This window comes from Engelhardtia mirabilis (genome assembly GCF_007748095.1).
GTDB lineage: Bacteria > Planctomycetota > UBA1135 > UBA1135.
Genome location: NZ_CP036287.1, coordinates 1,221,449 through 1,246,623 on the forward strand (window position 1 = coordinate 1,221,449; position 25,175 = coordinate 1,246,623).

Annotated in this window: 19 protein-coding genes and 1 pseudogene; 13 read left to right on the plus strand and 7 right to left on the minus strand. The window is 70.9% G+C overall.

Annotation, left to right across the window (positions count from 1 at the left end; genetic code table 11):
• Positions 1–30: 30 nt before the first annotated feature.
• Positions 31–1,143 carry a hypothetical protein gene (locus tag Pla133_RS04515; protein ID WP_419192127.1) on the minus strand — a complete coding sequence of 371 codons (1,113 nt, stop codon included), beginning with the start codon at positions 1,141–1,143 and terminating at the stop codon, positions 31–33.
• 141 nt (positions 1,144–1,284) lie between these two features.
• Here Pla133_RS04515 and Pla133_RS04520 point away from each other — a divergent pair, with 141 nt between their 5' ends.
• The 3 genes from Pla133_RS04520 to Pla133_RS04530 are packed head-to-tail and all read left to right on the plus strand — an operon-like array spanning position 1,285 to position 2,570.
• Complete coding sequence (locus Pla133_RS04520; protein ID WP_145062905.1) at positions 1,285–1,662, plus strand: cupin domain-containing protein; 378 nt, start codon at positions 1,285–1,287, stop codon at positions 1,660–1,662.
• 2 nt (positions 1,663–1,664) lie between these two features.
• The gene (locus tag Pla133_RS04525; RefSeq protein WP_145062908.1) at positions 1,665–2,078 is read left to right on the plus strand and encodes a hypothetical protein; all 414 of its coding nucleotides are present in this window, start codon (positions 1,665–1,667) and stop codon (positions 2,076–2,078) included.
• 54 nt (positions 2,079–2,132) lie between these two features.
• Positions 2,133–2,570 (plus strand): hypothetical protein, encoded by a 438-nt coding sequence (locus Pla133_RS04530; protein ID WP_145062910.1) that lies wholly within the window; start codon positions 2,133–2,135, stop codon positions 2,568–2,570.
• Between the two features lie 55 nt (positions 2,571–2,625).
• Here the strand turns inward: Pla133_RS04530 and Pla133_RS04535 are convergent, their stop codons facing one another.
• Complete coding sequence (locus tag Pla133_RS04535) at positions 2,626–3,213, minus strand: HAD family hydrolase (RefSeq protein ID WP_419192128.1); 588 nt, start codon at positions 3,211–3,213, stop codon at positions 2,626–2,628.
• A 293-nt stretch (positions 3,214–3,506) separates the two neighbouring features.
• On the opposite strand from Pla133_RS04535, the gene Pla133_RS04540 reads away from it, so the two are divergent.
• Entirely contained in the window at positions 3,507–5,696 is a 2,190-nt protein-coding gene (locus Pla133_RS04540) for a CSLREA domain-containing protein (protein ID WP_145062912.1), read from the plus strand.
• A 244-nt stretch (positions 5,697–5,940) separates the two neighbouring features.
• On the opposite strand, the gene Pla133_RS04545 is transcribed toward Pla133_RS04540, so the two are convergent.
• Positions 5,941–7,521, minus strand: a complete 1,581-nt coding sequence (locus Pla133_RS04545; protein ID WP_419192129.1) for an FG-GAP repeat protein — start codon at positions 7,519–7,521, stop codon at positions 5,941–5,943.
• Positions 7,522–7,857: 336 nt separating this feature from the next.
• Here Pla133_RS04545 and Pla133_RS04550 point away from each other — a divergent pair, with 336 nt between their 5' ends.
• From Pla133_RS04550 to Pla133_RS04580, 7 genes are all read left to right on the plus strand, one after another.
• Positions 7,858–9,420, plus strand: a complete 1,563-nt coding sequence (locus tag Pla133_RS04550) for a hypothetical protein (RefSeq protein ID WP_145062916.1) — start codon at positions 7,858–7,860, stop codon at positions 9,418–9,420.
• 165 nt (positions 9,421–9,585) lie between these two features.
• Positions 9,586–10,647: an ImuA family protein gene (locus Pla133_RS04555; protein WP_145062918.1), complete on the plus strand. Its 1,062-nt coding sequence runs from the start codon at positions 9,586–9,588 to the stop codon at positions 10,645–10,647.
• A 152-nt stretch (positions 10,648–10,799) separates the two neighbouring features.
• Positions 10,800–11,906, plus strand: a complete 1,107-nt coding sequence (locus Pla133_RS04560; RefSeq protein ID WP_145070739.1) for a Fic family protein — start codon at positions 10,800–10,802, stop codon at positions 11,904–11,906.
• A 288-nt stretch (positions 11,907–12,194) separates the two neighbouring features.
• Positions 12,195–13,826 (plus strand): Y-family DNA polymerase, encoded by a 1,632-nt coding sequence (locus Pla133_RS04565; RefSeq protein WP_145062920.1) that lies wholly within the window; start codon positions 12,195–12,197, stop codon positions 13,824–13,826.
• 171 nt (positions 13,827–13,997) lie between these two features.
• Positions 13,998–15,971: a hypothetical protein gene (locus tag Pla133_RS04570; RefSeq protein WP_145168277.1), complete on the plus strand. Its 1,974-nt coding sequence runs from the start codon at positions 13,998–14,000 to the stop codon at positions 15,969–15,971.
• 260 nt (positions 15,972–16,231) lie between these two features.
• Entirely contained in the window at positions 16,232–16,618 is a 387-nt protein-coding gene (locus Pla133_RS04575; RefSeq protein ID WP_145062924.1) for a hypothetical protein, read from the plus strand.
• A gap of 12 nt (positions 16,619–16,630) precedes the next feature.
• Positions 16,631–18,580 carry a hypothetical protein gene (locus Pla133_RS04580; protein WP_145062926.1) on the plus strand — a complete coding sequence of 650 codons (1,950 nt, stop codon included), beginning with the start codon at positions 16,631–16,633 and terminating at the stop codon, positions 18,578–18,580.
• A 42-nt stretch (positions 18,581–18,622) separates the two neighbouring features.
• Here Pla133_RS04580 and Pla133_RS04585 read toward each other — a convergent pair.
• Positions 18,623–18,964, minus strand: a pseudogene (locus Pla133_RS04585) (phosphoketolase family protein); the annotation flags it as partial.
• A gap of 33 nt (positions 18,965–18,997) precedes the next feature.
• Positions 18,998–22,162, minus strand: a complete 3,165-nt coding sequence (locus Pla133_RS04590; RefSeq protein ID WP_145062930.1) for a hypothetical protein — start codon at positions 22,160–22,162, stop codon at positions 18,998–19,000.
• A gap of 281 nt (positions 22,163–22,443) precedes the next feature.
• Between Pla133_RS04590 and Pla133_RS04595 the strand changes: the two genes are divergently transcribed.
• Positions 22,444–22,701 carry a hypothetical protein gene (locus tag Pla133_RS04595; protein ID WP_145062932.1) on the plus strand — a complete coding sequence of 86 codons (258 nt, stop codon included), beginning with the start codon at positions 22,444–22,446 and terminating at the stop codon, positions 22,699–22,701.
• 119 nt (positions 22,702–22,820) lie between these two features.
• Here the strand turns inward: Pla133_RS04595 and Pla133_RS04600 are convergent, their stop codons facing one another.
• On the minus strand, positions 22,821–23,615 hold the full coding sequence (locus tag Pla133_RS04600) for a hypothetical protein (protein WP_145062934.1): 795 nt from the start codon (positions 23,613–23,615) through the stop codon (positions 22,821–22,823).
• Positions 23,616–23,959: 344 nt separating this feature from the next.
• The gene (locus tag Pla133_RS04605) at positions 23,960–24,559 is read right to left on the minus strand and encodes a hypothetical protein (protein ID WP_145062937.1); all 600 of its coding nucleotides are present in this window, start codon (positions 24,557–24,559) and stop codon (positions 23,960–23,962) included.
• A 414-nt stretch (positions 24,560–24,973) separates the two neighbouring features.
• On the opposite strand from Pla133_RS04605, the gene Pla133_RS04610 reads away from it, so the two are divergent.
• On the plus strand, positions 24,974–25,168 hold the full coding sequence (locus tag Pla133_RS04610; protein ID WP_419195426.1) for a hypothetical protein: 195 nt from the start codon (positions 24,974–24,976) through the stop codon (positions 25,166–25,168).
• The last annotated feature ends 7 nt before the right edge of the window (positions 25,169–25,175 follow it).

Sequence of the window (25,175 nt, forward strand, 5' to 3'; positions counted from 1 at the left end):
CTGGCGCGGGGTGACCTCGGACCTGCGCCGCTACTGGATGCCGCTGATCGCGACCACGTTGCCCTTGTCCGCGTCGAACTCGGGGCCGAGCTGGGCCACGTAGAGTCGGCCGTCAGGACCGAAGGTGCAGGACACCGGACCGCGCAGGGCGTGAGCCAGGATCTTGACCCGCGCCTCGCCGCCGCCAGGAGCCAAGCTCACGCGCCCCAGTTGCCCGGACTGGACCCGCTCCAGGTTCCAGTTGTTGTCGACCACCGCGAGGTCCGACGTGCCCGGGATGCGGGCCATGCCCATGGGGTCGGCCAGGCGCGGCAGGGTCCACTGGGCCTTCGGCGTGCCGTCGGCGTTCCACTGCACGATCAGGCCGTCCTCCACGCCGCCGGCGCCGGAGTAGAGCACGAGGATCGTGTCGTCGTCCCAGGGCAGGGTCTGCATCGGCGAGTTGATCGCGATGCCGTGGTCGTCGGCCGAGGCGAAGGTGGCCAGCTCGAGTTCTTCCACATCGCAGGTCAAGACCCAGGTCTTCGCGTCGGCACCCTGGCCGCAGACGAAGATGCGCGCCCCGCCGGGCGAGACCGAGAAGCCGGTCAGGTTGCCCTCGCCCTTGTCCGCGGCGTCGTCGCTGGTCGGGCCCACGCTGTTGGAAGCGCTGCCGTCCGCGGCGGTGCCGCTGCCGTCGAAGAAGAGAATCGTCTCGGCGCCGTCGCCCAGGCCGGCGTTGCTGACCGCCAGGCGCCCGTCATCGAGCCAGGCAGCGCCGAGGGGACCGACCTTGAAGCGATCCGGAGCGCCGTCCTTGCCGACCTTCCAGTACTCGGTGGGGAAGGCGGTGATGTAGTCGCCGACGGAGCCGTCCTGCCAGATCTGCACGATCCCGTTGCCGTTCTCCCGTCCCGTGCCGGCTGAGCAAATCGCCAGGCGCCCGTCAGACGCGAAGGCGAGGCCCGCCGGGTTGTTGAGGCCGTCGAGGATGCGTTCGGCCGTGAGGCCCGCCACCAGTCCCAGGTTCTGCACTGGCTTGATGGAGGTGGCAGTCAGGATCACGGAGCCCGCCCCGCCGCTCGTGGGCGAGACCTTGACCCCGCAGGCGGAAGCGGTGAACACGATGGAGGCGGTCAGGGCGAGGGCGAGGGGTTGGCGCATGGGGTTCTCTCCTACAGGGGGTCGGACCGTCTTGTAGCACAGGGCCACCGTCGACCCCAGGGCCCCGGCCCCGGGCGTCGACTCGCTGGCGAGGGGCGATTGGGCTAATCTCCCGCCTGCGCGCCGCCGAGCGCCCCAACCATGAACGTCAAGAATCTCAGGCGCGAGGCGCAGCAGTTGCGCGAGCTCTGGTCCCCCAAGGTCGTCGGTCGCGTGAACGACCAGTACGTCAAGGTGGCGAAGGTCCAGGGCGAGCTGGCCTGGCACGCCCACGAGCACGAGGACGAGCTGTTCCTCGTGCTCGCTGGCGAGCTGGTGATCGAGTACGAGGATCGCCGGGTGGTGCTCGGTGAAGGCGACTTCCACGTGGTGCCCAAGGGCGTGCGCCACAATCCCGTCTGCGAGCGCGAGTGCCTCCTGGCTCTGATCGAGACGGTCACGACCAAACACACTGGCGAACTCGAGATCGCGGCCACGCGCTCGATCGCGGAGCAACTCGGGGCAGAGGGGGACCTGTGAAGGTGCCATCGAACGATCTGCTCGAGGGCGAAGAAGGCTCCTGGTGGCTGTCGATCCCGCCCGGTTGGAGCGAGGTCTCAGACCCCGACTGCGCGACGATCGTCAGCGAGGGCGAGCTCGGCACCCTGCAGATCAGCGCCGCCTTCGCACCCGGCGACGTGACCGACGCGGACCTGCGTGACTTCGCGCAGGAACACATCGACGCCGGCGCGCCCACCGCCGACGTGGTCGCCGGCGACTTCCGCGGCTTCGAGATCGCCTACGACGACGGCGAGGCCTACTGGCGCCAGTGGTACCTGCGCGCGGGCAGTCAAATCCTGTTCGTCACCTACGGTTGTCCGCTGGACGCGGTTGGCGTGGACGATGCCGCGCTGGAGTCGGCCTTGGGGACCCTGGGCGCCGTCGGCGCGCACTGAGCCGAGGCGACCTCGCGCTACGCCCTTTCACCCTCTCTCGCTCGGAGTCGGCCCTTGAACCCTCGCTCGAAGAACCTGATCGGCCTCGCGATCGCGCTCGCCATCTTCGCCCTCGCCGCCCAGTGGTGGATGCACTGGCCTCGGCAGTCACTGCAGCGCTTCATCAGCCTCGCACGGGACGGGAGCTACGCGGAGGCGAGCGCGCTGCTCGATGGTTCGGGCTCGATCGAGTCCGCCGACGGCGGCGGCTTGCGGATCCTCGACACCCACGGCCGCGAGGTGCTCCTGCCGCCGAACCAGCAGCGCTTCGTGGCGGGCGAGGCCGTGGAGAAGCGCCTGCCGCCGCGCCAGTTCGCCGATCGCCTCTTCGGCCGCGATCGCGCCGCCTTGACCGCCCTCGGCCCGAGCACCGATGGTGTGGCCGAGGTGCCGCCCGTCACGATCTACCTCTCGGTGGAGCGCGGACGACTCGCCATCGAGAGCGTGGAGTGACGCACGCAGCGGTCTGAAGCTTCGCCCTCGCTGCACCGCTCGGCTGCCGCGCGCTTCAGGACTCGAGCAGCTCGATCAGGCTCGTGACGCAGCGATCCGCCTCGGCGCGGTGGGGGAAGTCGCCGCTGGGATCGAGGTAGATCACGTGGGCGCCCGCCCGCCGGCCGGCTTGTAGGTCGAAGAGGAAGTCGCCCACCAGCACCGCGTCGCCTGCCGCGGCTCCCCAGCGTCGCATCAGCGCCACCGCGCCGGCGGGGTCCGGCTTGGGCGGCGCCTCGTCGCGACCGATCACGAGCGCTTCGGTGAAGAACCCGTCGAGTCGCGCTGCTTCCAAGGTCGCCAGGGCGATGGCGCGCGTGTTGCGGGTCAAGATCCCCATGCGCGCGCCCCGCGCCGCGAGGGTCTCGAGCAGCTCCCGCGCTCCAGGTTGGGCCATGGACTGCGCCGCGACGTCGCGCTCCCAATCGGCCAACCGCACGTGCAGCGAAGCCGCCCGCGGACCGCCCATGGCGTCCAGGGCCTCGAGGATCGGCACGTCCGGCGGCAAGCCGTGGGCGCCCTTGAACGCGTCGAAGTCGTGCATCGCGACGGTCAAGGTCCCGTCGAGGTCGAAGATCCAGTGCCGGCGCGAGAGGGTGTCCACGGGGCGGAGTCTAGCGTTGCCGGCTGACTGCGATTCGGGTGCAAACGGCCCGATTCGCGGGTGCCCCGCGCCGCAAGGGCTTGCGCCGACCGTCCTCGCGCCAGCCGACGGTGGCGCACGGAACGCTGTTGTCGGACCCGGGCGAATGGAGCATCCAGGCAGCGGGGGCGAACCGTACCCGTCTGTGTCCAGTTCTGCCCGAGGGCGAAGTGCCCGACGGTTCTGGACAGCGATTCCGATCAGTGGCTCGCCCCGCGATCCGCAGGTCGTCTCCCGAACCAGGAGCCTCCTCCATGCCCACCTCTCGCCTGTTTGCCCTCGGGCACGGCGCCGCGGTCCTCGCGCTGCTGCCCGCGTCCGCCTTCGCCCAGTTCACGGTCAACACCACCGCCGACACGCCCGACGCGAACCCGGGCGACGGCATCTGCGCCGACGCGGCGGGCAACTGCTCCCTGCGCGCGGCGATTCAGGAATCGAACGCGCTCGGCGGTGGCGTGGTCCTGCTCGCGCCCGGAGCCGTCTACTCCCTGACCCTGACCGGAGCGGGCGAGGACGGCGCCGCGACCGGCGACCTGGACGTCACCGGGCGCTTGGTCCTGCGCGGCAATGGGGCGACGATCGACGGCCTCGGCGCCGACCGGATCTTCGACGTGGCCTCCGGCGCGTCGCTGCTCGTCGCGGGGCTGACGGTGACCGGCGGTGGCGTCGTCGGGGAGAGCGGTGGCGCCTTCCGCAACCGCGGGAGCCTCGCCGTGCAGCGCTCGTCGATCACGAACAGCGTTGCCAGCGGCGCCGGCGCTTCGGGGGGCGGCATCTTCAACGAAGGTGGCACGCTGCGAGTGCTCGACTCGTCGATCGAAGGTTGTTCGGCCGAGCGCGCAGGCGGCGCGATCGAAGCCAATGCGGGCGATGCCGAGCTCACGGGCACCCTGGTGCAGGCCAACGCTGCCGGGCCGAATCCGGGCAACGGCGGCGGCTTGCACCTGACCGGCGCGGGCCAGGTCCGGGTGCTGGACAGCAGCTTCTTCGGCAACACGGCCGAGGCCGAGGGCGGCGGACTGTGGAACTCGAGCGACGGCAACATGACCGTCGACGACACGGAAGTGCGCTCCAACGAGGCCCGCGGCAGCGCCGCGGACCAGGGCGGCGGCGGCCTCTTCAACGACGGCGGAAGCCTGACGGTGCGACGCACCCTGGTCCGCGACAACCTCGCCGTCACCGGCTCGGGCTCGGGCGGCGGTCTGCTCAACGATGGCGGTCAGGTCAGCGTCGAGCTGTCGATCCTGCGCGCGAACCGCTCCAACCGCGCCGGTGGCGGCGTCGAAGCCAAGGGCGGCACGACGACCCTCTTCAACTGCGAGCTCTCCCAGAACGAGACGGGCGCGTCGCCCGGCAACGGTGGTGGCCTGCACCTGACTGGCGAGGGCCAGGTCACGGTCGAGCTGACGGACGTGATCGGCAACCGGGCCGGGGCAGAGGGCGGCGGCCTGTGGAACTCCTCGACCGGCACGATGACGGTCCGTCACAGCGTGGTGATGAACAACTCGGCCAGTGGCGACGCCTCGGACCAAGGCGGCGGAGGCCTGTTCAACGACGGCGGCGAGCTGCGGGTCGAGAACTGCACGGTGTCGGGCAACGCGGCCGACGGCGCGGCGGGTTCCGGCGGCGGCCTGCTCAACTTCGGCGGGCTCGTGACCGTGGTCGGCACGCGCATGGAGGGCAACGAGGCCCAGCGCGCCGGTGGCGGGATCGAGGCCAACGGCGGTACCACCGACGTGGACGGCGGCGTGCTGTGGATGAACCGCTGCGGTCCGGCCCCGGGCAACGGCGGCGCCCTGCACCTGACCGGCGCCGGCACGGTCGACGTGACCGGAACCGCGGTGCAGGCCAACGAGGCCGCGGCCGAGGGCGGCGGCCTGTGGAACTCGGCCGTCGGAACGATGACGGTCACCGACTGCGACGTGTCCGGCAACCGCGCCAGCGGTGACGGGGCGGACCGGGGCGGCGGGGGCCTGTTCAACGACGGCGGCCTGTTGACTGTCAGCGGCGGGACCTTGAGCGGCAACGAGGCCGACGGCGCGGCCGGTTCGGGCGGCGGCGTGCTGAACGACGGGGGCGAGCTGGTGCTGAGCGGCGTCACGATCGCCGGCAACCGCTCCCAACGGGCCGGCGGGGGCGTCGAGGCCAAGCTCGGCACCACCAGCCTCGAGCGCGTGCGGCTGCACGGCAACCAGACCGGCCCGGCGCCCGGCAACGGCGGGGGCCTGCACCTGACCGGGGCCGGCTTCGTCGACGTGCTCGACTCGTCGGTCACCGAGAACGTGGCCTCCAACGAGGGCGGCGGCCTGTGGAACTCGTCCACCGGCGTGATGACCGTGACGAGCTCGCGCATCGGCGCCAACCTGTCGCTGGTCGGCGACAACCTCTTCAACGACGGCGGCAGCTTCACCGTCGACGGAGCGGACGTGCCGCTCGGGGGCTGAGGTCGCAAGGGTCCGTGAACGGCGAGGGCCGCGGTGGAGGGAGTTCTCCACCGCGGCCCTCGTCGCTTGCGGCTCCAGGCGCGCCGATCGCCTGGGCCGGCCAGGCGGCGCGGACTTCCGCGAGAGTTCGGAGCGCGGTTCCGCGGAGTTCCGGGTCAGGCGTCCGCAGGAACGCGCGGGAGCTGCTTCCGAGTCGGGACCTGCCCGTTTCGACGGTCTGCGTGCTGTCGACCTCCGTCGCTGACTACAGCCCGTAGCCCAACCGATCGCCCTTCTCGGGCGTCTCGACCGGATCCAGCTGGTCCTGCCAGCTGTAGAGACCCAGGTAGCTGTCCCCGAGCAGCAAGCCGTGGGAGACCTGCCCCACCTGCCCGGCCTTCTTCCCCAGGTCCTCGAAGGGGGCGCCGATCGCCAGGTTCCCGTTCTCGTAGTAGCCGACGAAGAAGTCGTCGCCGTCGTAGGGCAGGCCGTAGTTCGCGAGGGTGTAGCCGAAGCGGTCGCCGCTCTCGGAAGGCTCGGCCCCACCGTATTCCGAGTCCTGGGTGATGGTGATGCTGCTCAGGTCGAAGATGTTGAACCAGAAGGTCTGGATCAGGCGGGTCAGCACGTGCACCGCGCCGGCGTCGGTGGCGCTACCGACGTCCTCGAAGGGAACGCCGATGGCGAGGGAAGCGGTGCCGTCCCCGCGCACCGGCGCGGCCAGGGAGTAGCCGAAGGCGTCGCCGACCTCGAGCTTCTCGCCCCAGGCGCCGTTCATGCCCTGGTGCAGGAAGGTGCTGAAGTCGTGCACCAGCCCCTTGGACGGGAAGCCGTACAGCACGTGCACGGCGCCCGCGTCCTCGACCTTGTCGGGGTTCTCGCCGGGCACGCCGATGGCGAGGTCGTCGGCGCCGTCGGGCTGGTTGAGGCCGGGGAAGTGGAAGTCACCGGCGGCCAAGGACCAGCCGAAGTTGTCGGCGTACTCCGTCTCGTCGACGATGCCGGGGGAGTCCTGAGTCCAGAATTGCTGATTGTCGAAGTCGAGCTTGCCGCCGTAGAAGGGGATGATCTGCACGGCGCCGGCATCGACGGCCTTGTTCACGTCCTCGTGCGGGATGCCCACCGCCAAGTCGTCGTAGCCGTCGCCCCGGAAGTCCCCGGCGACAAGTTCGAAGCCGAAGAAGTCCCACACCTCGCGTTGATCGAGCAGGCCGCCGACGCCCTGGCGGTAGTAGGTCGCGCCGTCGCCGGTCAGGCCCACCTTCACTTGGCCCAGCAGCACGTGCACGCAGCCTGAGGCGTCGATGGAGTCCGTGTCCTCGAAGGGCGCGCCCACGGCCAAGTCGCTGATGCCGTCGCCGTTGAAGTCGCCGCTGGCCAAGGACCAACCGAAGCCGTCCGACGCCTCGGCCTCGTCCTCGACGCCGAAGGTGTCCTGGGTCAGCGCGTCGCCCTTGTCGTGGGTCAGACCGAACTTGCTGCCACGGAAGAAGGTCACCACGCCGGCCGCCGCGATGCCGTTCACGCTGGCCGCGGGAGCCGCCACGGCCAGGTCGTCGAAGCCGTCGCCGTCGAAGTCCCCCCAGGCGAGTGCCTGGCCGAAGTTCGCATAGGCCTCGGGCCCGCCGTTCCACTGCGTCGCGGGTTGGACGAGGTTCTGACGGTCGCCGTCGCCGTACAGCACGCTCACGGTCCCGGCCTGCTTCAGGTTGGCGAGGGTCTCGTAGGGCGCTCCGGCGGCCAGGTCGCTCTGCCCGTCGCCGTTGAAGTCCTGGGCGCGGGCGAGGGGGGCGAGGGTGGCGAGCAGGACGAGGGCGAGGGTCGGAGCGGAGTTGGACTGCTGCATGGTCGGGCGGGTTGCTGGGGGGGCGTCGGTCGAACACGACCCCATCCGTCGTCGCGCGCAGGTGTGGCGACCGATCTCGCGGCAGGGGCGGAATCCGGGGCCGGTCCCGGGCGCGGGCGCGAGTCGGTGACGGCGCCATGGGCTCGGTGGGGTGCCGACCGCACTCGCCCGCTCGATCCCGGGAAGGAGTTCCCATTGACCTGAAACACCCGCTCGGCGGCGGGGCACCTCACGGGCGAATCGCGCGCCCAAGCGCCGAGCCACCAGTGTGGTGGCCGGTGTTCCGGTCTCCCGGCGGCGCGCCGTCAATCGAACCGCCACAGCCCCACCGCTCCAATGTCTTGCAACCACCGATGGCTCTTGCCCGTGGCCCTCGCGGCCTGTCCGACCCTCGCCGAGGCCCAGTGCATCGCCCAGGACCTCGTGCCCGCGCCCCCCTTGCCCGAGTTCAGCCAGCTCGGTCAGTCCGTGGCCTTCGACGGGCAGACCATCGCGGTCGGCCACACCTTCGTCCCGGCCCCCAGTGGCGAGATTGGCCTCGTCAACCTGTTCGGACCGGGCTCGGGCGGTCTCTGGATCCCGACGGCGACGGTCCCGGGTCCGGCGACCGATCCGCAGAGTTGGTTCGGGAGGGCCGTGGCCGTCGACGGCCGTTGGCTGGCCGTGGGCGCGCCGATGGAGAGTGGGACGCTTCCGAACAGCGGGGCGGTCTACGTCTACCAGTTGATCGGCGGTCAGCCGGTCTTCTTCGAGAAGCTGCGCTCCACCGGCCGGCAGTTGGGGCGCTCGCTGGCGCTCGAGGGCGGGCGCCTCTTGGCCGGCGGTGACGACGCGGCCCACGTGTTCGAGCTGGGCCCGAACGGTTGGATCGCGACCCAGGATCTCTTCGCCCCGCCGAGTCCCGGCGCGGCCGAGTTCGGCGCCAGCGTGACTTTGGACGGCGACACCCTGGCGGTGGGCTCGCCCTGGTTCGACGCGGGGCCGAGCCTCGGGCAGGGCAACGTCGGCTCGGTGCGCCTCTACGACCGGGTGGCGGGGCAGTGGCAGTTCACCCAGCAGTTCGAGGGCGAGCTCGCGCAGGGCAACTTCGGCCAGTCCGTGTCCTTGTCGGGCGAGCGCCTGGCGGTGGGCGCCTACCGCGGAGGTGCGGGTGCGATCGGCGCCAGCCACACGGGCGCCGCCTTCGTCTTCGATCGCAGCGGCGGGGCGTGGGTCCAGCAGCAGAAGCTCTTGCCCTCGGACTCCGCGCCGGGCGACGACTTCGGTTGGTCGGTCGACCTCGAGGGCGATCGCTTGCTGGTCGGCGGAATCAAGTCGTCGGGCCCGGGTCGGGCCTTCGTCTTCGACCTGGTCGGGTCCACGTGGTCCGAGCAGCAGGTGGTCGAGCCGCTGGCCCTCGACGGCAACGGGTTCGGCGTCGCCGTGGCCCAGAGCTCCGGCCGTTGCGTGGTGGGATCGTTCAGCAAGTCCACCCGCACCCAACTGCTCCAGCAGGGCGAGCCGCTGTTCGCCTGCCCGGACTCGATCTCGGTCGCGAGCGGCGGACGTCAGGACCTGTTCGTGGACGGCGGAGCGGCGTCGGCGGGCCTGATCTACCTCGTGCTCGGCTCGGCGAGCGGGACCTCGCCGGGGATCCCGTTGGGCGGCTTCCTGCTCCCGCTGGTCGCCGACGGCTACTTCCAACTCACCCTGTCCGAGCCGAGCAGCGGACCCCTCGCGGGAACCCTGGGGGTCCTCGACGGATCGGGCTTCGCGACCGCGGGCGTCCAGGTGCCGGCGGGCCTGTCCCCGGCCCTGGTCGGGGTGCAGTTGAGCCACGCCGCTTGCGTGCTCGACCCCGCCGGGCCGCCGGTGGTGACTCTGGTCAGCGACGCGGCGTCGCTGCAGTTGCTGCCGTAGCCCCGGGGCTCGTCGTGGCCGAGCCGGCGCCGGGAAGCGACTCCCGGCGCCGGCGCCGTCCGAAGTGGGGGTCGTCGCGGGACTTGGGGGACGGGCGCGGGGTTCTCCACCGGACCGGAACAGAATCCGAATCCGAGGCCCGAACAAAACGCTACCTTCGGCGCCATGCAGCCCCGCCGAGACGCCCTCGAGTCCCTTGTGCGCCAGGTCCGCGTGTTGGAGCGCGGGGCCGAGCGTCCCGAGCGCCCGCCCCTGGCCACCGGCTGGCCGGGGGTGGATCGGTTGCTCGGCCAGGGGGCTGGTGGGGAGGTGGGCGGCGGCCTGGCCCGCGGCGCGGTGCACGAGTGGCTCGGCCTCGACACCCCGCGCCTGGCCCACGGTGCCGGTGCGGAGAGCACCCGCGGCGGGAAGGTCGGTTGGACGCCGCCGTTGTTCCTGTTGGCGCACCTGGCCTGGCGCGCGCTGACGGCGCAGGGGGAACTCGAGGCGAGCGGCGCGCGGGACGAGCGTTGGGTGCTGTGGATCGGCCGGCGCGTGTGGCCCTACCCGCGCACGCTGACGCGCGAGGGGGGCTTGTTGGAGTGCGCGGCGAAGTGTGTCGACGCGACTCGGTCGACCGCTCCCCTCGAAGGCGCGCGCTTCGAGCTCGAGCTGGGCGACGCGCCGCGCGCGCGCCCCGGCGGCGCGACCTCGGCCCGCGCCCTGCTCGACCGCTCGCTCTTCATCGACCCGCCCGACCGCAAGGGCCTGTTGTGGGCCGTGGACGCAGCCCTGCGCTGCCCCTCGGTGGCGGCGGTCGTAGCCGACGGCTCGAACCTGACCATGCCCGCCAGCCGCCGCCTGCAACTCGCCGCCGAAGCCGGCTCGGGCCTGTGCCTGCTCGCCAAGCCCCCCGACGAAATACGCCAACTCTCCGCCGCCGCCACCCGCTGGCGCGTGCGCCGTGGGGGCCCGGTGTCGGCGGCGGTGTCCACCCGCGACGAGGATCCGGACGACCTCACCACCGACCCCCTCGACCCGAACGACCGCCCCCGCTGGGAACTCGAACTCGTGCGCTGCAAAGCCGGCTTCGCGCGGGTGACTGTGGGGATAGACGGGGCCTGCGTGCGCGCGCGTCCTGGGATCTCGAGGAGGGGCCCCGACCGCGCGCCCGAAATGCGTCCGGCGACACCCCGTGGCCATCGGCCCGTGGGCACCTCGGCCCGGAACGGGAGCCTGGGGTCCTGAGATGCCCACCTGGCCCGGACCCGCCTCAGCGGCTCCAGGGGCGGGCCTAGGGCCGTCTGCGGCGATTGGGCTTCCTAATCGCCGCAGGATCTGCGGCGATTAGTGGCCCCAATCGCCGCAGCGCGCCGATACTCGGGGGCCGGAGCCCCACCCTGCCCTACATCCACCAGCACCCCGACTGGCCCCGGTTCACCTGGAGCGCCGAGGCCCTCGCCAACCGACTCGCGGCGGTCCGTCACCGGCAGGGCGTCCACCTGGGGCGGATGCAGGCCCTCGGCTTCGACCTGCGCGCCGAGGCCAACCTGGAGGTCCTGGCCACGGAGGTGGTGAAGTCCTGGGCGATCGAGGGCGAGGCGATCGACCGCGACGAGGTGCGCTCGTCGCTCGCCGAGCGGCTGGGGCTCGAGCTCGCCGGGCTGCCGCGGCCGAGTCGGGCGATCGAGGGGGTCGTCGCGATGATGCTCGACGCCACGCGCGACTTCTCGCGGCCGTTGACGGCCGAGCGCTTGTTCGGCTGGCACGCCGCGCTCTTCCCGACCGGCCGCTCCGGGCTCGATCCGATCACCGTGGCCGCCTGGCGTCCCGAGTCGGCCGGGGCGATGCAGGTGATCAGCGGGCGCGTCGGCCGCGAGCGCGTCCACTTCGAAGCGCCCGCCGCCGATCGGCTGGCGGGCGAGATGGCGGCGTTCCTGGACTGGTTCGAGGGTGGCGACGACGTCGACCCGGTGCTCCGCGCGGGCCTCGCCCACCTGTGGTTCGTCACGATCCACCCCTTCGAGGACGGCAACGGACGCATCGCCCGCGCCATCGGCGACCTGGTCCTGGCCCGCGCCGATCGCACCGGCCAGCGCTTCTACAGCCTGTCGGCGCAGATCGAGGCCGAGCGCGGCGACTACTACCGCGAGCTCGAACGCGCCCAGCGCGGCGGCCTGGACGTCACCGCGTGGCTCGAGTGGTTCCTCGACATCCTCGAGCGGGCCATCGCGGCGTCCGACGGGACCCTCGAGCGCGTCCTGCGCAAGGGCCGGCTCTGGCAGCGAGTGGGCGACCGGTCCCTGAACCAGCGCCAGCGGAGGGTCCTCGAGCGGGTCCTCGACGTCTTCGAGGGCAAGCTGACGTCGTCCAAGTACGCCAAGCTCGCGAAGTGCTCCGCCGACACGGCGCAGCGAGACATTCGAGACCTCCTGGAGCGCGGTCTCCTCGCCCGCAACGAGGGGGCGGGGCGCAGCACGAGCTACCGGGTCCCGGACGACGTCTGACCGCGGCGCCGGCGCGACCCCGGCCCTTGCCGAGCGCGCCGCCCCGCACGACTTGCGAAGCCCCGCCCGCGGACCCTCGCGGCGGGCGCGGGATCGACCCCAGGGCCTTTCGGACCAAGGGCTTGCGTCGGAGGGCGCGCGGCGGGTGGGGGGCCTCCATCTCGGCGCCGCCGCGACGCTAACAAAAGCCTACCATCGGCCGGTCAGGCGGATCGGGTCCGGGGGCCGCCCCGGGGAGGAGGCCCGGTCCCCGCGACGGTCCCGTTCGCCCTCCAACCCCTCCCCACGGTGTCTGTCCCCAAGCTCACCCGCTGGCTCGCGATCCATCTGCCGCACTGGTCCGTCGAGCGCGTTCGCAGGCGGCTGAAGAGCGGGCGGCGCGAGGGATCGCCCGACCTCGCGATCCTGCTGGTCGAGACCGTCGCCGAGCGCAGCCTGGTGGCGCGTTGTTGCGGCGTCGCCGGGCGCTGCGGCGTGCGCCCGGGCATGACCGTGGCCGGGGCGCGGGCGCTCTTGGCGGGGACCGACTGCCACGTCGAAGCCCACGAGCCCGAGCGCGAGGCGGCGGCCCTCGCGGCGTTGGGGCGCGAGTTGTGGCGCTTCACCCCGCGCGTGGCGGCGCGGCCGCCGGACGGGCTGTTGCTCGACGTGGCCGGTTGCGAGCGGCTGTTCGGCGGCGAGCGCCCGCTGCTCGAGGCGGCGGTGGGGCACGTGCGCGCCTTCGGCTTCGGCGCGCGCGCGGCGGTGGCCGGGACGGCGGCGGCGGCGCGGGCGGTGGCGCGCTTCGGACCGCAGGCACTGGCGCAGGTGGCCAGCGGCTGCGAGCGCGCGGCCCTGGAGCCTCTGCCCCTCGAAGCCCTCGACCTCGCACCCAGGATCCTCGCCGGCCTGCACGAGCTGGAGTTGGCCAACGTCGGCCAGTGCCTCGATCTGTCGCGCGCGCAGCTCGCCACGCGCTTCGGCGAGCCGCTGCTCGCCGCCATCGACCGCGCCCTCGGCGCGCGGCCCGAGACGGTCGAGGTGCTGCGCTACGCGCCGCCGCCCTCGGTGGAGCGCGAGCTCGAAGGCGTCACCGACGACCTCGAGACCCTGCTGACCTGCGTGCGCCTGCTACTCGACGATCTCTGCGCGGTGCTCGAGGCCGAGGACGCCGGCGCCCTGGCGCTGATGGTCGAGCTGTTCCCCACCGACGCGCCGCCCGCCCGCGAGCTGGTGGCCCTCAGCCATCCGAGTCGCGACCCCGCGCACCTGATGGCCCTGATCGAGCCCCAGCTCGAGCGCGTGCGCCTGGGCTTCGGTGTCGACCGCCTGCGCGTGACCGCCCCGCGCACCTCGACCCTGCGCCCGCGCCAGGGCACCGGCTTCGGCCTGGGCGCGGACCTGGTGCCGGCCATCGACCGCGCCCTGGGCGAGCTGCTCGACGCCTACGCCGGCCGCTTCGGCCCGCGCGCCACCTACCTGGTCGAGGCCGTCGAGTCGCACCTGCCCGAGCGCGCCTTCCGCCCGCGGCCGGTGCCCCTGGGCAGCGCGCCCCCGCGCCTGGTCCGCGCCAGCCTCGGCGCCGGCGAGCGCCCCTCGGCGGTGCTTTTCCGCCCCGAGCCGGTGGAGGTCCGCACCGACCCCGAGAGCGGCGCCCTCCTGGCCCTACGCTGGCGCGCCGAGGAGCGCGCCCTGGTCCGCGCCCTCGGCCCCGAACGCCTGGCCGAGACCTGGTGGACCGCGCTCGAGCCCGTCGAACTCGAGGAGCGCCGCGCCCCGACGCGCATCGACTACACCTCCCTCGACGCCCCGACCCCACCCCCGCGCAAACCGCGGGTGGAACCCTCCCGCGACTACTACCGCGTGCAGGACTCCGCCGGCCGCTGGCTCTGGCTGTTCCGAGCGGGGACGCGCTGGTTCGTGCACGGGGAGTGGGCGTGAGGGCAACTAGCAGCGCCGTCGCCGCACCGAGCAGCCTCCGACCGGGCCTCCAGGAAGTGCCGCCGAACTTCGGGTCCAGAACCTAGGCTTGCACCGTCGCCTTCGTTCCGTGGCGATCACGCCAGACCAGCAATGTTCGCCTTCGATTCCTGCCGAGTTGAGCCGCGGCGTATGGGTGGAGCTCGGGTCGCCTCGATCTTCGTCCTGGCGCTCGTCCTGATCCTGCTCGCGGTCGTTGTTCGCAAGGGGATGGATCTTGGCCGGCCGAGCGGCGTTGCGAACCAGATGGTCGGATCGACCACGGAAGCCGACGTTGTCCGTACGGCTTCGATCGCCTTGGAACGCGGCTCTGAGCCCCACGAGCGGTTCGCCCTCGTCGCTGCCGGTGCCCTGTCGTTCGCCGTGATCCGCGGGGATCGATCGCCCTTCGGCCCGGGTTCGGAGATCTGGGGATGGCTGGGCTGTCCCATTGGAAGTGAGCCGCGGCACCTGGCGGACGTTGGAGAGGGCGGTCGTGCGGAGGTTGCCGATAGCGCGGCGGCTGAGGGCGTCTGGATCGCGGGCGTGCTCGAATCGGGCAAGTGGTTCGCACCGATGGATCCGCTCGTCGATCCGAATTCGCCGGACGTGATGGTCGAGGAGCTCGACGCGCGCGCCCTGTTCCTGGTCGATGGGGACTGCAAGGTCGAGCTAGCGGATTCTCTCCGACTGACTTCGGTCGAAGGGCCGAAGGCTCACCCCGTCGGATTCGTCGCGCCTGCAATCGAAGTCGCGAACATGGGGCATCAAGGCGAACCCCTCTCGAGCTTCGTCATCGGCTTGCCGCGTGAACTCGACGCCAGGGCAAGGCGAGAGCGAGTTCGAATCCACGTGGCCGTTGCCGACCGCCTTTCACAGGTCATCGAGATCCCCGAGAACTGGCCGTGGCTCTATCCCGTCCAGGTGGCCCCAGCGGGCACCTTGGAGCTCATTCCCGATCCGAACTGCGGTGAACGAGACGGTTGGCCTGGCGATGGATGGATGACGGTACGGGGCCAACCCTCGAGCGGCGGCGCGCCTTGGACTCTGTCGACCTCGATCACGGAGAACCTCCGCATCGGTTCGATCGAACCCGGGAGCTATGAGCTCACGGTGACCCTCGTCGACTCGATGAGCTCAGGTGGAAGACAGGCCGTCACCCGGGCTCGGCCGATCGAGATCGCCGTGCTGCCCGAGGTCCTCACGACCGCGCAGGTCTGCATGCTGGCGAGTGCCGAGAGCTCGCCCTGGGGGCGGATCGAGTTCCGTTTCGACGGGCTTCCGGCAGACCTGCCACGCGACGCGCTTCTGATCGATCGGGACTCCAACGAGGTGTTGGGGATCTACGCATCCGTCATGGCGTGCGATTCCGAAGTCCTACCCGGCCTGTCCACGAATTCGGTCTCGAGAACGTCCTTGCTGGGCTTCGATGGCGCTCGAACCTTTGCGGGCGGGATAGGCGAACTGATCGAGGGTCGCTACCAGGTCCGAATCGAGGGGCTGGATCTGGTCGGCGAGGTCCTAGTCGAGGGAGCGCAGAGCGTGCAGGTCGGCGGCTCGTTGGCCCGTCGCGCCCAGATCGCGCTGCGGCTCGTCGATTCACAGTCGGGTGCGGCGGTCGGTGGCTTGGTCGGTGTCGGTCAGCCGGTTCCCGGATGCGAGCCCGCTTCAGACATGGCCTTTGGAGCAGTCGAAGACGTCGGCCCGAGCGGGGTGGAGATGGAGCTACTCGAGGGGGCGGCACAGGCCTACGTCGCGGCGGATGGGTACCTCTCCAGACTCGTGGACTTCTCCGTGGAGCCCGGGGTGGGCACGGTCGCGCTCGACATGCATGCCATGCCGGTAGCTCGGCTTCAGATCGAGGGGCCAGGGATCACCAAGTCCCACGTCGACGCGACCCTGCGTTCCGAGTTCACGGCCGGTGAGTGGCGGGGCCTCGAGAATCCGTCGGAGTTGATCGAACTCCAGCGGTCAGGGGAGACGACGACGATGCTGGTCAGGTTCACCTTCGAGGGATCGACAGAGATCACCGTCACCTCGCCCGACGGCAGGGGGTGGAGCGCCAGCGTCGATGCGAAATCGGGCGAACCAGCGTCTTCCAGCTTCGTTGCAGTCGAGCCCGACTGAGGTGGCGGGCGTCGGCCGAATCGGTCGCCCGTCGGGAGAACTCGGGATCGAGTAGGGCTGATTGCTCCCGACCGGCGCCACTGGCGATCGCGCCACCGATGATCGAGCTGCCCGCAGGTGGCTCGGGCGCCAGCCGGGCTCTGGCGGACCCTGAAGCGAGGACCGGAGCCGACGACGAATCTTGCGCTACACACATCGCCTCGACTGAGCCGCGCGCCCGCCTTCGATCCAGCCAACCGAGATTCAGACCGAGACAGATTTTGTTCCGATTCCAGGCTCTGTTCGTCCGCTGCGCCGTGCTCGGGTTCGTCGTCGTGTCCGGCGGCGACGACCAAATGCCCGCAGCGCGGCCGCCCGAGGCAGTAGACACGACCTTCGAAGTCGCCCTGATCGCGCCGTTGGCGGAATTGACCAAGGTCGAGGTCTCGAGCGAGCCGCTTGGCTCCGAACTGCAACTCGTCCTGTGCGGCCAGCCGGCCCCGGTTGGTAGCTACGCATTGGGGTTCAGGGATGAACACTTCGCAGGGTTACGCCGCGAGGTGACGGTCGAGGCAGCCTCCCCTCGTTGGTCTCTCCGCGAGCACGGCCCGGAGATCGGCGCGATAGAATCCGGCGCGGAGCGACGGACGCGCGCGGCCGGATGCTGACGGGAACGATCGATGAACCGACGAATCATGCTCGTGGGGGCCGTGGTCGCGGCGATCGTGATTGCTCTGTGGCAATCGAGTGAGCGCGAGCGCGAAGCTGGGTTGCCGGGATCGGCCGTCGGAACGGGGGAGGTCGCCGGGGGAGCGGACCTGTCGGCGGTGGACTTCGCGAGCGCGAATCGCTCCGAGATCGACCTCGAGCGCCAGGGCGAGCGCGGCGATCTATCGGTCAGCAAGGTCACCTTTCGAGCTCGCGGCTCGACCGAGGGCCTCCGCGGCAGCGGCGAGCTTCTGCTCGGAGGACCTGACGGCGACCTGCGGCGCATCGACATCGTGGACGGTGTCGCCCGCCAGCCCGACGACTTGGCGATCGACGCTCCAGTGCTCGTTCTCGGCCTGCGGGTGGGCGGGACGGAGTACACCTACCTCGAGTTGGACGACACTTGGGAGGGGCTCGCGGCCAAGTCGCCGGTCGAGGTTCACCCCGGGCGGCCCGTGCCGGCACGGGTCACGGACGTAGCGGGCGACGAGTGGCGGGGTCCCGTCGACCTCTCGCCTCCGCTCAGCGGCGGAGTCGGCGTCGGCCTGGCGGTGTACCGCGGCCTGCGGGCGACGGTGACCTCGCCCCTGGCCCTGCCCTTCGATACGCCGGGCGCGCGCTTGGAGGTCCGGACGGAGGACCGCTGGGCCCAATTCGTGGTGCCGGCGCCGGTCGCGCCCCAGGCGTGGACCGGGGACTTCTTCGCAATCGAGCTCGAGGAGGTCTTCGACGTCGCGCTGATCCTGCGCGCCAGCGCGCCGTTGGACGGGCTGCAGTTCGCCGTGCAAGCGGTCGACCGACTCCTACCCGTCGGCGAGCGAAGTGGTGGGATCAGCGAATCGATCATCGCGAGCCAATGGGTCGAGACCCTCGAGGGATTCGAGCTGTCGATCCGTGCTGACGGCCTGCCGACGGGACGCTACCGAGCCTCGTTCGTCGGCATGGACGCCGCGAGCGGCCTCTACCTGACCCCCGAGGAGTTCGACGTCGGCCCGACCACCGGCGGCGAAGTCGTGCTGTGGGTCGAGGCCGCGCCCCCCGCGGGCCGGGTCGCCGGTTCGGTCCACCTGCGCTTCGCCGCGCCCCTCGACGAGGTCCTGGCCGACTGCGCTGGACAGATGAACGTGATGCTCACCGCGTCGGACGGCTCGCAACTCTTGGACGGCACGCCGCGAACCACGCACTTCCTGTTGGGCGAGCGCACGGCGGTCCGGGTGGACGAGTGGACCGCCGCCCTCAGCTCCGACGACGGCTTCGCGGCCGGTGACTACCACCTGGGCATTCGACCGATCGGGGTCAGCACGCGCCTGACCTTCGACCCGTCGACGCCGGTGGTGGTGGTCGAGGTTCCGCCCCTGGGGCTGGTCGAACTGCGCCCGGCGCAGGCCGACGCAGGCTCGAGGACGCCGGGCGTCTGGCCCGCGTCCGAGCCGCTCCCCGTGGGCATCCCCAACCCGGCCAAGGCGACCGGCAGCTCCGGCGAGAGCGCGAGCTACGTCCTGGCCTACGGCGACTACGACCTCCCGAGCCACGGAGGCGGTGGCTTCGTCGAGCCGGCGGACTTCACCGTCGCACAGCGCAACACCGTCGTGGAGTACGGCCGAGTCGCCGGCTTCACACGCGTGCTGGAGTGGGAGTACGAGGGCGAGCCGCTGAGCCTCCCGGCGGGCTCCCTGCGCGGCGCCGAGCTCCTGCGCGACGGCGAGGTCGTGCCGGACACGATGGTCTCCGCGGACGGCTACGACCTCGCCACGGGCCGGATGACCGGGCTGCGGTTCAGGACCCGCGAGCCGGGGACCTACGCCGTGGAGTGCCGCTTCGAGGGCGCGGACGGGCGGGACGTCGTTCAGCGCTTGGAGTCCTTCGAGATCTCCGCTGCGGTGCTGCCGGCGGTGGTGCTCGACGTGACTGGCGAGCTCTGAGTCGCGCGTGTCGCGGGTGCTCGAGCCCGATCCCGCGCCCCTTCAGTCGCCCCAGCGCCAGTCTCGAATCGACGGCAGGTCCACGCCCTCCTGGCGAATGTACCGCTCGTGCTCGGCCAGGCTGTCCGCCCCGTCGGCGCGCAGGGTCGGCACGCGCTCGACGACGTCCATGGCCAGGTGGAAGCGGTCCATGTCGTTGAGGACCGTCATGTCGAACGGCGTGGTGATCGCGCCCTCCTCCTTGTAGCCGCGTACGTGCAGGTTCCCTTGGTTCGTGCGTCGGTAGGTGAGGCGGTGGAGGAGCTGGAGCTTCATCAGGTTCACCACGTTGACCATCCGATCGAGACCCGTCTCGAAGGGATCTTGAAGTACCGAGCATGACGCTGTTCATCGCAGTTCATGCCCTCCCCCCGCGACTCAGTAGTATTCCCGACCCGTGCCCGCGCAGCGTGAGCAGGCCTCGGAGCTGTAGACGCGCCGCTTGCGCTTGTAGGTCTCCACCGCGTCGTAGCCCTTCATCCAGAGGCCCGTGCTCGTTGCCGTCGAGGAGACGTCGTAGTCGTCGACGAAGGCCGAGGTGTCGACCCAGCCGTCGCCCCCACAGCCTCCGCAGACGCGGCTCGAGTAGGTCGCCTTCTGCGGGGCACTGTCCCCCGTGGGGAAGGCCGTCTCGCCGTCGTGGTCCCACCACTTGAACAGGTCGCCGTACTCGGAGGCGACCTGCTCGTGCCAGCCGTCCTCCACCGAGTCCTGGGACTGGTCGAAGAAGCCGTCTGTGAACCAAGTGCTGCGCGCCTCGCCGACCGAGGCGACCACCGGCGCCGGGGGCGGCTGCTTGTGGCCGATCAGCTCCAAGCGACCGGCCGCGTAGCGCACCCCCGCCATCGCCTTGTCGCCTGGGTACAGGTGACGGCCGACGCCGCTGGGCAGTCCGCCCACGAAGGGGCCTTCGAAGCTGACCTGTTCGCGGTAGCACCAGGCCACGCCGCTCCCGTTCTCGCAGTTCCCCGCCAGGCCCTCGAACCAAAGCCCGTCAGGGACCTCGGCGTGGGCCGCGCGGTGGGCTGCGGTGAAGGCGTGCACCTCGAGGGCGAGGAAGGCCTGGCTGTCGCGCTGATACTCGACCAGCTCGACCCAGGGGTGCATGCCCTGGGGGCCCTCGGGCCGCGCGAACCAGTGGGTCTGGCGCGCGTAGGGGTCGTACACCGGGCCGGTGTTGCGGGTCGTGTCCTCCAGGAACCAGCCGCTGCCGAAGGTCGCAGCCAGGCCAGCCCGCACGGTCTCGACCAGCCCCTTGGTGGCGGCCGTGTCCGAGCCCCACAGCACGAAGCGCGCGGTCAAGAGCTGCCGGTTGGTCTCGAGCTCGAGCCGCTTGGCGAAGGTCGGCGGCAGGGTGGCGAAGTCGACCTCACCCGCGGCGACCAGCTCGCGCAGGAGCGCCCCGACCTCGTCCAGGTCCAGGCGGCCACCGCACACGGCCAGGGCCGCGGGTGGGAGCTCGCCCGCGACCTCCGCTGCACGGAGCTCGGCCCAGCGCGCGAGCGACAGGCGCGGCGGCGTCAGCACGAGCTCGGTGTAGCGACCGTCGCGGACCAGGTCGTAGCGCAGCTCGGACGAGCCGTCGCCACCGAACAGCCCGAGCAGGTCGATCGGTCGGCCGCCCTCGGACACGAAGCGATCGCTGGGCTGGACCCTGCCGGCCAGGGGGTCGCCGAGCACCTCGAGCACCGAGACCAACGGCTGCTCGCCGGCGGCGACGGCCGCGTTCCAGCGACCGAGGAGATCCTGGCCCACGGTCGCCTCGTGATCGGTCGCGATGTAGAGGGCCAGCTGATAGAGGTCGCCCTCGGGCTGGCCAGGGACGCTGACCGGGTAGACCATGCGATCGACGTAGACCCAGACCGGATGGCCATCGGGGCGCAGGCCGTCGAAGGTCGCGAGCCGCACCTGGAAGTCCTCCTTGCCGCCGGGCAGGTCCTCGACGCGCACGCGCCAGCCGTCGAGGGCGACGCCCAGGCGCTCGATCACCGCGTCCATCCACTGGTCCGCGGTGAAGCGCGCGGCCGCGTCCACGTCCGGCACGGTCAGGAGGCCCAGCCGCACGGAAGCCTCCGAGTGCCAGTCGTCCTCGACGGTCCAGAGGTAGTCGCGCAGCACCGCCGGGTCCGGCCCCGTCTGCAGGTGCGTGGTCAGCGCCTGGCGCGGGCCGGAGTAGGGCAGGATCGGGTCGTCGAGCGCGCGCACGTAGGTGGCCAGGTCGACCTCGCCTTGGAGCTCGGGCGTCGCGTGGCCCGCGAAGCCCGACGGAGCGTCGGCGACGAGCTCGAGCACGACGCGCTCGAGCTCGGCCGGCACCGGCGGCAGCTCGACCGGGTCCAGGAGGTCGGCGATCCAGTCCGCCCTGCCGTCTCCGGGCCGCGGCGAGCCCAAGGCCGTGCAGTCGAGATACAAGCTCCAGCGCTCGATGTCGCTCGGCTCGTGGGTGTCCATGTCGTAGCCGGACGGGTCCTTGCTGAGGCAGAGGCTGATGTGCGGCAGCCACGTGCCGTCGGACTGCTCGGCCCGCATGCCCGGGCCCGGCGACAGGTAGAGGCAGCGCGAGCCCTCGGGCCGCAACGAGTCGGCCTGGACGCCGCCTTCCACCACCCAGCCCCGGGCGTGGGCCTCCAGGATGCCGGCGAACCCCTCGAACCGCGCGTCGAGCTCGGCGCGCTGCTCGTCGGTCGGGTTGACGACCTCCGCGAAGCTGTAGGTCGCGTTCACATAGGACCCGAAGTCCGTCATGTGATGGGCCCAGCCCTCCGGGTCCTTGGGCAGCCCCTCGAGCGGCATCAGGCTCCAGGTCGGGGCACCTGCCTGGCGGTCGGAGAGCTCGCGGGGCGAGACCAGACCCTTGATGGGCTCGAGCCCCGTGTAGATCCCGGCCAGGATGGCCTCGACCGCGGCGGTGAAGCCGGCGTCCGTGGGAACACCTCGGAAGCTCGACGGCTCGTGCGCAATCCAAGCCGGCAGCTCTTCGGCCAGGCGGGTGTTGGCGATCAGCCGCAGCTCCCACCAGCCTTCCTCGCCCCAGCTCTCACCCCGGGTCAAGAGGACGCGGATGAAGGGCGGCCGCTCTTCCTCCGTCGGCCGAATCAGGTCGGTGGCCTTGGCGTTGCTCGAGGTGGTGCTGGTCTCCAGCCCCCAGTCCCCCGCGGCAGCGGACATCACCGCGCCGAGCTTCTGGTAGTCAGCCTCGAGGGACGCGATCTCTGCCTCGCTCGGCCTGTAGGTCCTCCGAAAGCTCAGCTTGATCACCCAGAGGTTGACGGTGCTGAACCGGCTGAAGGTGTGCCGGCGCTTGGTGGGATCCCGCGTGTCGTCATTGGCCATCCCGGCCGGCAGGACCGGCTCCCAGGACTCCTCGGCCAGGCGCGCGCCGCGCAGGCTGGCAAAGCCGTCTTCCATGCCGGCCTTGAGCGCCTCGAGGGTGGCGGTGAAGGCCGCGTCGTCGGGGACCTGGCGCGGGTACTCGACCTGGGCGGCGAGCGGCAGGCAGCACAGGGCGAGGGCGAACATGGAGCGCGAGAGGAGCTGGAGCATGGGCGTCTGGCGGGCTTGTGTCGGGACTCGCGAGTCTAGTGCCCGGCGACGAGGGCGCCAGCGCTGCTCACCAGCGCCTCAGGAGCCGTCACCCGATCGGTGGAGACTGCGGGCGCGCGGGCCGAACCCAGTCCTGTGGTCGCTGCTTCGGGGGCGAGCGGCTGGCCCTGTCAGCCCAGGAACTCCACAGCCGCGAGCAGGGCTGACAGCAGTAGCACCAAGAGCTCGAGCTGGATCCGGACCTGGCCGAGCCCCTTGGTGTTCGCCCGCTTCACCTTCCGATGGGATCGCTGCGCAGCGCCGACCTCCTGCGCGATGGCGAAGTCGTCCCTGACGCCCTCGTCCCCGCCGCGGGCTACGACCTGGCAACGGGCAGGATGACCGGGCTTCGGATCCGCACGCGCGCGCCGGGGACCTACATCCTCGAGTGCCGCTTCGAGGGCACCGGTGGACGAGAGATCGTGCAGCACCTCGAGAGCTTCGAGATCGCCGCCGCGACGCTTCCAGCGGTGGTTCTCGATGTGACCGGCGAGTTCTGAAGTCGAGGCGCGCAGGTCACCGCGCGCGGCCACCTTCGATCCCCGGCTGAGAACAGGGCTTGTTCAACCGGGAGAACGCGCCACGCATCCAGCGTCCGCGGACACTCCAGCGCCGGCACTCAGTCGACCCACCACCAAGCGAAGCCCGAGTAGTCGAGCGAGTTCGGAGGAAAGGCCGTTTCGAACTGGACCGCATCCAGGGACTGGAACGAGTCGAAGATCCCGTCGTCATCCGGGTCGTAGATCACGCTCTTGAGCAACTCGTCGGTCCCTGGAAACAGGCCGACATGGTGGAGCAGGTAGACCCGCCCATAGTCGAGATGGGTGCGTGGCACGATGGATCGGGCCGAGTCGAGCCCGATCAGGTCGGAGGGCCCGGCGACCTCGATCGGCGAGGCGCCGTCGACGGAGAGGTCCAGGGCGAAGATCGCGGGCGGACTCTGGGACAGGACGTGGATGAACCGGCCGAAGGGGTCGAAGGCGATGAAGTCGGCCGAGCCCAGTCCGGATCCGCGGTAGACCTCCTCGCGGACGATCGGCGGTCGCGCGGAACGACCCTGGGGTGGCACGAAGGATCCACCGCCGACGATCCCGATCGAGACTTGAAGGGATGACGATGGGTTGGGGACTCCGAGCGGAGTTGATGGAACCTGAGACGTGACGTCCCAGCCACCCGTCCAGCCGGGGATCGTCCACAGCTCGATGACCGTATCCCCGTTGCGAGCCGTCCCGGGAACGATCAGGCGGTTGCCGAGCTGGGTGCGGATCTCTCCGAGGTCGAAGCTGACCGAGCAGGTCACCGAGGACTCGAACCACTCGTCGGTCGCGGGGTCGAGTTCCCGACTCCACAGCACGATCTGACGCTCACCCTGAGCGTAGCGGACCTCGCGGGTGATGTTCGGCGAGTGCAGCACGCGGAGCGCGCCCTCGGGCGCGGCTTCGCCCGAGGGCGTCCGACTCGGGGCGGTCCACTCCGTCGGAGGCTCGGAGGACTCGAGCGGAGGCCTCGCACTCGGCGAAGAGTCGTCTTCCGTCCGAACTCCGAACTCCGATAGGACGAGGGCTGAGGCCACCGCGAAGAGGGCGGCCCCGACGACGCCTGCCCGCGCCGTTCCGCTCGAGGAGTGGGGCGGCGGGTTCCAACCGAGACCGATTCGAGATTTGTTCACTCCTGGCCCCCTTGGCAATCGATGTCGCAATGACCGCAGTCCGCAACCGGGCTGACGTTCTCGGGCCAGCCCCCTGTCGGCATGTCGGGCTAGCTGACCTGGCAGGCAGCCGGGTCGACATCGTTCGACGGGTCGTCGTCGCAGTTCAACTCCAGGAGCTCGGCCAGATCGTGGTTGTCGATGCAGTCCTCGGCCTTCTCCTTGTTCGCAGGCTCATTCCACTTCTCGGAGAGCAGGGCGATCTTCTTACACATCGCTTCGATCTGCCCCTGCTGGGCTGCCGTGAGCCCGTCGAGGCAGTGCGGCGGATCCCCCTCGAGCGCGCTGCCACCGACCTGGCCGATCGCCTCGCAGAGCAACTTCGCGGCGGAGGAGTCGATCGCGAGGTGCAGGCACGACGTCGAGTCGGTCCCTTCGTCGTCCTTCGGAACTCCGAGGCAGACATGCATGAGCTCGTGGATGATCGTGCCCTTGATCGCGCCCTGGGTATACCCCTCTGCCTTGGCCGGGTTGCCCGCGGCGTAGAGTTCGGTGATCTCGGGGAACGCGGCGGCGAAGGTGAGGGTGTACAGCGTGAGCGCCGGCTTGTCGCCCGAGAACGACGCCGAACCGAGCTTGTTGGTGTTGGTGTAGCTGTCCGTCGTGAACAGGTAGTCGCCGCCCGCGATCCCGACGAGTCCCTCTGCCATCTCCTTGCAGCCTGTCAGGGGAATCTGGAGCAGTGTCCCTGGGGCAGGCGGCGGTTGATTCTGGGCCGAGCTGGGGGACATCCACGCTGCGGCGACAATGAGGAGGGTGATCAGGCTCCTGGGCATAGCGAGTTCTCGAAAGAAGATTTGAGCCACGGAAGACAAAGTCCGGTCGACGAACTCCGTTGGAGAGTTCGGGCGATGGTCTCAACGTGATGGGGATCCGGATTCGTCGGCGAAATCACCAAATAGTTCGGCAGTCGTCTCGAGCGCCTGACAGGGGCCGAGGCTCGGTCCGGACTGAGGCCCCGATTGGATGCCGGAACCGGACCAGGCTTGGGTCCTATGCCTCGGAGCGCCCTTGCACGGGTGTCCGAGGGGCGGGATGGCGCAACCGAGGCGCTGGAACACCGCGTGGCCTCGACCGAGGTCCTGCGCGGGAACGGCGAAATCCTGCTCGGCAAACCCGCGGGCGAGCTGGGGTGTATCGAAATAGTGGACGGTCTCGCCCGCCCACCGGCCGACTTGGCGATCGACGCTCCAGTGCTCGTTGTCGGCATCCGGATTGAAGGCGTCGATTGCAGCTACCTCGAGTTGGACGGCACCTGAAAGGGGA

Excerpts from the sequence above, each read along its gene's own strand:
- Pla133_RS04540 (WP_145062912.1), top strand. The coding sequence starts at position 3,507 with ATGCCCACCTCTCGCCTGTTTGCCCTCGGGCACGGCGCCGCGGTCCTC.
- Pla133_RS04590 (WP_145062930.1), bottom strand. The coding sequence starts at position 22,162 with ATGCTCCAGCTCCTCTCGCGCTCCATGTTCGCCCTCGCCCTGTGCTGC.
- Pla133_RS04550 (WP_145062916.1), top strand. The coding sequence starts at position 7,858 with ATGTCTTGCAACCACCGATGGCTCTTGCCCGTGGCCCTCGCGGCCTGT.
- Pla133_RS04545 (WP_419192129.1), bottom strand. The coding sequence starts at position 7,521 with ATGCAGCAGTCCAACTCCGCTCCGACCCTCGCCCTCGTCCTGCTCGCC.
- Pla133_RS04595 (WP_145062932.1), top strand. The coding sequence starts at position 22,444 with ATGGGATCGCTGCGCAGCGCCGACCTCCTGCGCGATGGCGAAGTCGTC.
- Pla133_RS04520 (WP_145062905.1), top strand. The coding sequence starts at position 1,285 with ATGAACGTCAAGAATCTCAGGCGCGAGGCGCAGCAGTTGCGCGAGCTC.
- Pla133_RS04605 (WP_145062937.1), bottom strand. The coding sequence starts at position 24,559 with ATGGCAGAGGGACTCGTCGGGATCGCGGGCGGCGACTACCTGTTCACG.
- Pla133_RS04555 (WP_145062918.1), top strand. The coding sequence starts at position 9,586 with ATGCAGCCCCGCCGAGACGCCCTCGAGTCCCTTGTGCGCCAGGTCCGC.
- Pla133_RS04570 (WP_145168277.1), top strand. The coding sequence starts at position 13,998 with ATGGGTGGAGCTCGGGTCGCCTCGATCTTCGTCCTGGCGCTCGTCCTG.
- Pla133_RS04580 (WP_145062926.1), top strand. The coding sequence starts at position 16,631 with ATGAACCGACGAATCATGCTCGTGGGGGCCGTGGTCGCGGCGATCGTG.
- Pla133_RS04515 (WP_419192127.1), bottom strand. The coding sequence starts at position 1,143 with ATGCGCCAACCCCTCGCCCTCGCCCTGACCGCCTCCATCGTGTTCACC.